Raw genomic sequence first — 6,873 nt, 5'->3', positions numbered from 1 at the left:
ACGCCCTGGCGGGCGGCTTCGGTAGCCTGGGCGCGTAGGGCGGGGTCGCCCACGCGGCTCAGGCGGTCGGCGCGGGGCATGGGGTTCTCAAACAGCCCGATTTCCTCCTTCATTTGCAGCACGCGGCCGGCCGAGAGGTCGATACGGGCTTGCGTGAGACGACCTTCCTGCACCAGCTCCTTCACCAGACGGCAAAAGCTGGTGGTGTAGGGCGTCATGGCCATGTCAACGCCCGCGTCGATGGCCATAAAGGTGGCCTCCTTCTCGTTGGCCGCTACTTTCTGAATGCGTACCAGCCGGTTAATATCTTCCCAGTCGGTTACGGCCACGCCCTTGAAACCCATCTGCCGCCGCAGCAAGTCGGTCAGAATGGCTTTGGAGGCGTGCACGGGCTCGCCGTTGATTTCGCCTGAGTTAATCATGATGGATTTCAGGCCGGAATCGATTGCGGCCTGAAACGAAGGGCGGAAGAACTCCTGCAGCCGCTGGTCGGGGATGAGGGCGTTGGTGCGGTCCCAGCCGTTGCGCGGGTCGGAGTAGCCCAGGAAGTGCTTGCCGCAACCCGCCACTTTGTAGGGGGCAATCTCGGTGTTGCCCTGCAGCTCCTGCACGAAGGCGGCCCCCAGCGTGGCGGCCACCAGTGGGTCTTCGCCGTAGGTTTCGTAAAAGCGCGGCCAGTAGGTGTTTACGCCCAGGTCGAGAACCGGCGCGAACACCCAGTGGTGGCCCAGGTCGGCCGATTCGAGCACCGTAGCGCGGGCCGTCTGGCGGGCCAGCTCGGGGTTGAAGGTGGCCCCGAGGTTGATGTTGTGCGGGAAAATGGCCGTGCCGCCCACGTAGCTGGCCCCGTGCATGTGGTCGATGCCATAAATCATGGGGATATGCAGCCGCGACTCGCGCAGGGCAATGCGCTGCAAGGCCGCCGAGTAGCGCACCCACTGCGCCGCCGGCACCGCCTCGCCGTTCAGGAAGGAACCGATGTAAAAATTCCGGACCAGCCCGGCGGCCTTGGCCGAGTCGAGCGTGACGTCGCCGTTGGTACCATCGTGGTTGATGGCTGACAGGTTCAATTGGGTCATCTGCCCGATTTTTTCCTCCAGCGTCATCTGGGCCAGCAGCTGGCGCACGCGCGGGCTGAACGTGGCGGCCGGAATTTCGTCGGCGTTGGCGGGAGCGGCCGAAGTAGCCGGTAGCTGGCCGGCGGCTACCGGCGTTTGAGGCACCGCTGCTCGCTGGCAAGCCGCGAGCAGCGCCCCTGCCAGCAGCAGCGAGCCGAGCCCCATCGGCAGGCGCAAACGCGACGGAGAATAGCCGAAGTTAAGGCCCGGGCCGGAGGAAGAAGACACGTCAAACACAGCGTACAGGTGGGAGTTGTGGTCCAAATGTAGCGGCGTGTGTCTGGCAAATGCAAGCGCGAAAACACGCTATACTGCTTGCAAATAAGGTTTTTGACTGGTTGCCTGCAAAACGCTTTACGCTTTGTGCACACGTGCCGACGGGGCATTGTTAGCTCAGCAGAGCGGGCAGCCAATTTTTCGATTTTCGCAACTCAGGCTAAAAAACAACGAAAAAAATGTGGGCAAACGCGAAAAAAAATGCCGCAGGCCGCTGCTTGTTTTAGCAGCGGCCTGCGGCTCGAGAAAACGATGGCCGACGGGACTACGCAACCGGTTCATCGTTCGCAAACGTTTCCGGCTTTGGCGTCGGTGTCAGGCTTGTGATTCGGCGGCTTCGGTTTCGGCCGTTTCGACGTCGGCGGTGGCGTCCAGCAGCACGTGCGTCCAGGGTTCGCTGGCTTCGTAATCGGGCGCCTGTCGGCGGCGTTGCAGGGCGGCCAGCACCTTCTGGGCGAAGGCCCAACTGGTGGCCGGGCGCAGCTCCAGCACGCGGGCAAGTTCGGCGGGCGGGTAGCTGCCGCGGTGGGCATGCAGCAGAAACACCGCGTACAGCGCCTTCACAATGGAGAATTTTACTTTTTGCAGCAGCGTGCCCGTAGTGGCCGACTCTACGTAGCGGCAGCGGGTGCAGCGGCGCGCGTGTGGCTCGCGGGCCTCGCAGCTTTTCTCGTGGCCACACTTGCGGCAGCGGTAGGGCTGGTGGGCCCATTTCAGGTCGGCCAGGTAGCGCAGGCAGGCATCCTTGTCGGGGTATATCAGGCTGAACTCGCCAAAGTCTACCTCCCGTGCCTCAATGCGAGCGGCTTTTTCGGCGTGCAGGTCGCGGCTCAATTCCAGGTTGAGCTTGGCAATGGCGTCGGACTGCAACGCCAGCAAGCCGTTGGCTTCGAGCAATTCGCGGTTCTGGGCGGCCACGGTTTCGTGCTGCTGGCGCAGCTCGGCGGTGCGGGCGGCTACTTGCGCCTCCAGCTCGGTGTTGAGTTGGTCTTTCAGCTGCTGGTTTTCGCGCATCTGCTCCACCAGGCGGTCCTGGGCCTGGTGCTTTTTACGCATCTGCTTCAGCAGGCGCTGCTGCGAGAGCAGCGTCAGGTCCATCAGGCCCTTCAGCTTTTCGCCCAGCGCGTAGCTCAGAATCACGACTTCGAGCACGAAGGCCGCGTTCAGGCTGTATACCGTGTAGGCATTGTTGAAGAAGCTGATGCCCAGCTTGCGGGTAATGAGAAATATCAGGCTTACGGCCACCAGCGCCTGGGCCAGCAGAAGGTAGCGCGCCGGCTTCAGGCCCGTGCGGTAGGCCTGCCAGCCGGCGTAGTACAACAGCCCGTACGGCAGCAGGTACAGCCAGAAGCTAAAGCCCGAGTGCACCAGGCCCACGTCGAGCACCAGCAGAGCCGCGCTCACGCCCAGCACCCAGCGCCCGAAGCGGTGCAGCCCGGGCAGGCGCGAGGGCGTGTCGAGAAAGCCGCTGGCGTAGGTGCCAAACGTGAGCAGCAGCAGCAGCGGCGCCGCCGCCCCGATAAAGTGGTTGAACCCCGGTGCCCCCGGCCACAGGTACTGGAAGCCCAGGCCATCTTCCGACAAAAACAGCAGGGCCCCGCTCAGCACGTACAGCACATACAGAATATAGGTGCTCTCCTGCAGAAAGAAGTACAGGATGAGGTTGTAGAGCACCATAATGAGCAGGATGCCATAGAAGATGCCCAGCAGCCAGTACTGCAGCGATAGCTCCGGAATGAGCCCGGCTCCGCTGTGCACCATGGCCCGGAAGCTGGTGCGCGTGTCGGAGTGCAGGCGCAGGTAGTACGTCACCGTCTGGCCGGGCCGGGGCGGCAGGTCGAACAGGAAGTTTTTGTAGGGGTGGGGCCGGGTGGCAAACGAGCGGGTGGCTCCGGTAGCTACGCTGTCGTAAGCGCTGGTGCTGCCGGGCTGCGGCCGGTAGAATACCGCCTGCCCAATGTGCGAGTCGTAGAGTTCGAGGTACCACGCGTCCGACTCGATGGGGGCATGGCGCACCGTCAGGCGCAGCCAGTAGGTATTGCGCGGATGCTGAATATTGGCCGGCTGCCCCGAGCCCGCCATCCGCCGGAAGCGCCCGGCCCAGGTTGGGGTGCGCACGTCGGCCAGGGTGAGGCGGTTGCTGGGGTCTTCCAGCACGCTGTAGTAGTTATCGTCAAGATAAATCTCGGCCTGGCCCGGGCGCACGGCCAGCGTGTCTTCGGGATGCGGCACCGCGGGCCGTGCCGCAGCCGTAAAACCCAGTAGCCCCAGCAGGAGCAGCAGCAGCCGGACCGGGCGGCGCACCCAGTTGCCGAGCCGGTTGCCCTCGGCTGGTATCAGAACGCTGGCCAGGCCGGCCGGGAGCAATTGAGTGAGTAACCACATACGGCCCCTAAAATACGACAGTCCGCCCGCTGGTAAGCGGAGCGGGCTGTTGGCAGGCCTGCGGGCGGAACTCAGAGGCGGAACTGGGCGCTGAGCCGGACCCCAAAGTTCTGGTGGCTGTTATCGCCCCGGCCCGGAGGCGGGGGCGGGGGCTGGTTGCGGTAGGTGAGGCGATGCAGGAAATCGACCCGAATGAATTTGAAGATGTTCTCAATGCCATAGCCTACCTCCACGTACGGCTCCCGGATAGAGCCCGGCAGGTACGACGAGCGGCCGTTGGCATCGCGGGCCCGGTCCGACAAGTTGCCGTACAGCATATTGGCCGTGCCCACTAGGCGCCAGTTCAGCGCGCGAATACCGGGGATGGCATTCAGCAGCAGGCCTTCAAAATGCTGGTCGAGACGCAGCGACACCGAACGGTCGGTCACGAACTCGAAATAGTTCATCAGGTTGAAGGCGTTGGCGTTGTAGAAAATAGTCTGGTTGCCCAGCGGGGCCTTCAGAATAATATAGGGCAGCGGTGTGGGGATGTAGTTGCCCTCGACCCGGTAGTTGAGCCGGCCGAAGTAGCCCACCGACAGGCTGTGGGTGATGGAGAGGTTGAACTTGTGGTACATGTTGTGGCCCCGGTACCACTCGATAGAGCCCAGCGTGTAGCGGAAATTGAATACCGGCCAGCGCTTCAGGCCCACGGCCCGGCGGCGGTTCTCGCTCTGCACCAGGGTTTCATCAGGCGCGTAGCGCGATTCCGATACTAATTCGCTCAGGTGCAGAATGTCCGACGGCGGCGTGTCGTTGGGGCCGGGGGGAGGGGGCGCGATATTCAGCGCAAACAGCGGGTCGATAAACTGGTAGCGCGCCGTCAGCGTCTGGGTAAAGCCGTGGAACAGGTCGCGCTGTATGCTCAGCGAGGCAATGTCGCGCAAGGCCGGGCGCTGAAAGCGGCCCCAACGCGAAGCGGCCAGAAACAGGTTGTTGTTGTCGAGGAAGTCGTTGTCGAGCAGCGCCGTTTGCTCCACGTCGTGCTTGAACTCGGCCGAGATGACCGTCCAGTGGCGGCGCTCGGCAATGTAGCTCTCGCGCAGGCCATATTTCAAGCGGCCGTCCTTGGTGCCGTAGGCAATGTAAGCCTGCGTCAGCCAGTTGCGGCTGATGAGCGGCGTGGTACGAAAGCCAATGCGCAGGCGGCTGCCTTCAAAGTCGTTGTGCGCATACAGCGTCGAAATGGGCCCGATGTCGAGCTTGCCCACGCGCTTGTAGCCGTTCACAAACAAGTCAACCCAGTCGAGCAGGTTGCGCACCGAGGGCAGCTGCTTGGCCGAGTCGAGCACGGCAAACACCTGGCGCTCGCTCAGGCTCAGGGTATCGGGGCGGTGCGTGTCGAAGTAGCCGCCGCCGCCCTGGGGCAGGCCGCCGAGCAGGCCGCCCGCGGGCGCATCAACCGGCTCCATCAGCGACGACACAATGGGCTGGTCGTAGAAGCCGGTTTCGTCGTGAATCTTGTTGCGCACGAAGTTGCTGCTCACCGTGGTGTAGCGCACCAGCATGGCCGCCTGCTTGTCGTAGGGCCGCACGCTGATGAGCAGCTTGGTACGGGTGGGTAGGCCCGGGCCCTCGCCGGGCGAGGTCAGCTCCTGCGCCACGCGCAGGTCGTTCACGAAGTTGATGTTGGCATCGGGGCTGGCCACCAAATCGACGCGGCGCAGAGCGTAGCCCTCCTGCGTAATCCAGATGGTGCCCTTGAAAGCCAGGTCGTGGCTGCGCTTGGGCGTCACGGCAATCTTGTAGCAGAAGTCCTTGCCCACAAACACCGAGTCCTGCAGCTCGTAGTCGTAGGTACCGCGTCCGCCCTCGGCAATGGGCGAGATGAAATCTTTGCCCAGCACGTTCTGCCAGTTGGGGTAGAAGTCGAAGTTCTGGAAGTTCGAGCCCAGCATCTGGCTCAGAATAGAGCCTTCGCGCGGGCCCACGCCGCGCATCTGCTTGTGCAGCAGGTCTTCGCGGCGGCGCAGCGGGTTGTTGCGCTGGTACACGCGCGAGCCCACTTCGGAGGCAAACACGGGCAGCGGCGCGTCGGGGTCGCCCACGGCGGCAGCACCCTGCCGCACGGCCAGCGCCCGAATGTCGCGGATGGCCTTGCGCTTGTTGAGGGCGGCCGGCACGTCAATCAGGCTGGTTTCGATGCGGTTGTAGGAGTCGAACTCGGCCGCCTTCAGGTAGGAGCGGGCATTTTCGGGTTTGTGCTTCTGGACTTCGCGCAGAATGCGGAAGGCTGGATTTTCGGGCTTGCGCGAGCTCACGAATACTTCGCCGAGCGTGACGCCCCCGGCCTTCATCCGGAACAGCACCGTTTGCACGGCCGCATCGCTGAGCTTACGGCGCTGGGTAGCAAAGCCAATGGCCGACGCCGCAATGGAGTCTGGCGAGCCCGTTACCGTGAGCTTGAATTTGCCATCGGCATCAGCCGTGACGCCGGCGCTGGTTTTCGGAACGAAAATGGAGGCAAACGGCACCGGTTCGCCATTGGCCGCTTCCACTACCTGACCACTGATAACGATACGCTGGGCGGCGGCTGGAAATACCAACAGGCATACCAGGAGCAGCGGAGCAAGGAATCTCATACGCAGTATAAAAGAGCCAAATGCCGGAAATAATAATAGAGGATGGTCCGGCAATTTACGCAAAGCGCAAGCGGCTTTAACTAGTTCCGTGCCGATTTTTTGGAAATTTAGCAGGATTGGTTTTAAACCTTGAAGGCCTTGGTTTGTCGCGGCTGGGCGAATGGCGGCAATTCCTCGGCCAATGGCCTGCCTGCCCCCGCCAGTCGTGGTGACCAAGCACTTACCAGATGTCGGGAGCCGGGTCGCGCAGCAAGCCGCGCATGGCCTCGGCGCCGGCGCGGCTCAGTTCTTCTACCGTGCCCACGGCGGGCCGGCGACTGCCATCGGGCAAGTGGAGGTCGACGGGCAGGGCGGTGTGCAGGGGCAGGCTGGTGAGGTGAGGCGTAGGCCCGGCGGGCATAGCCAGCAGGCCCAGGCCGGGCAGGGGCCAGGTGGTAGCCACGCGCAGTAGCAGAATGGGGGAGGAGAGAGCC

Annotated in this window: 4 protein-coding genes; all 4 read right to left on the bottom strand. The window is 63.3% G+C overall.

Annotated features, from left to right (window positions below; genetic code table 11):
- On the bottom strand, window positions 1-1,283 hold a 1,283-nt coding region (locus ACYVDE_RS11345; RefSeq protein ID WP_460501654.1), incomplete at its 3' end, for a glycoside hydrolase family 3 protein.
- Between the two features lie 426 nt (window positions 1,284-1,709).
- The gene (locus ACYVDE_RS11340; protein ID WP_460501653.1) at window positions 1,710-3,779 is read right to left on the bottom strand and encodes a 7TM diverse intracellular signaling domain-containing protein; all 2,070 of its coding nucleotides are present in this window, start codon (window positions 3,777-3,779) and stop codon (window positions 1,710-1,712) included.
- Window positions 3,780-3,850: 71 nt separating this feature from the next.
- Window positions 3,851-6,400 (bottom strand): DUF5686 and carboxypeptidase-like regulatory domain-containing protein, encoded by a 2,550-nt coding sequence (locus tag ACYVDE_RS11335; protein ID WP_460501652.1) that lies wholly within the window; start codon window positions 6,398-6,400, stop codon window positions 3,851-3,853.
- Window positions 6,401-6,620: 220 nt separating this feature from the next.
- Window positions 6,621-6,873, bottom strand: a 253-nt coding sequence (locus tag ACYVDE_RS11330) for a hypothetical protein (RefSeq protein ID WP_460501651.1), incomplete at its 5' end; no start/stop codon positions are given.

It is taken from the genome of Hymenobacter agri (assembly GCF_054778495.1).
This window is presented reverse-complemented; position numbering and strand designations above follow the sequence as displayed.

Coding starts and splice junctions, on each gene's coding strand:
- ACYVDE_RS11340 (WP_460501653.1), bottom strand. CDS start 3,779: ATGTGGTTACTCACTCAATTGCTCCCGGCCGGCCTGGCCAGCGTTCTG.
- ACYVDE_RS11335 (WP_460501652.1), bottom strand. CDS start 6,400: ATGAGATTCCTTGCTCCGCTGCTCCTGGTATGCCTGTTGGTATTTCCA.